Below are 292 nucleotides of genomic sequence, written 5' to 3' on the forward strand. Positions count from 1 at the left end.
TCAACCAGCAAGTGCAAAATTACAATATTTTTTTAAAGAACTCCTGTTTTGGTGTAGAAAAGTTTAATTTTTCCCTCGGTCTTTCGTTCAATTTCTTTTGTATCGACATAATTCTCTTGTCCGTATATTGGTCAAACGAATCCTTTTTCGGTATATATTGTCTGATTAACTTGTTTGTATTCTCAACGGTTCCCTTTTGCCATGAAGAATATGTATCAGCGAAGTACACAGGTACGCCTAAGTATTTGGTGATGTCCTTATGTGCCGCAAATTCAGGTCCATTATCAGTGGT

General features: G+C 36.0%; 1 protein-coding gene. It reads right to left on the reverse strand.

From position 1 onward, the window contains the following. Window positions 1-19 precede the first annotated feature (19 nt). The coding region (locus EII32_RS11935) for an IS30 family transposase (protein ID WP_125235490.1) at window positions 20-292 on the reverse strand (273 nt) is incomplete at its 5' end.

This window comes from Prevotella sp. OH937_COT-195 (assembly GCF_003932845.1).
Taxonomy (GTDB): domain Bacteria; phylum Bacteroidota; class Bacteroidia; order Bacteroidales; family Bacteroidaceae; genus Prevotella.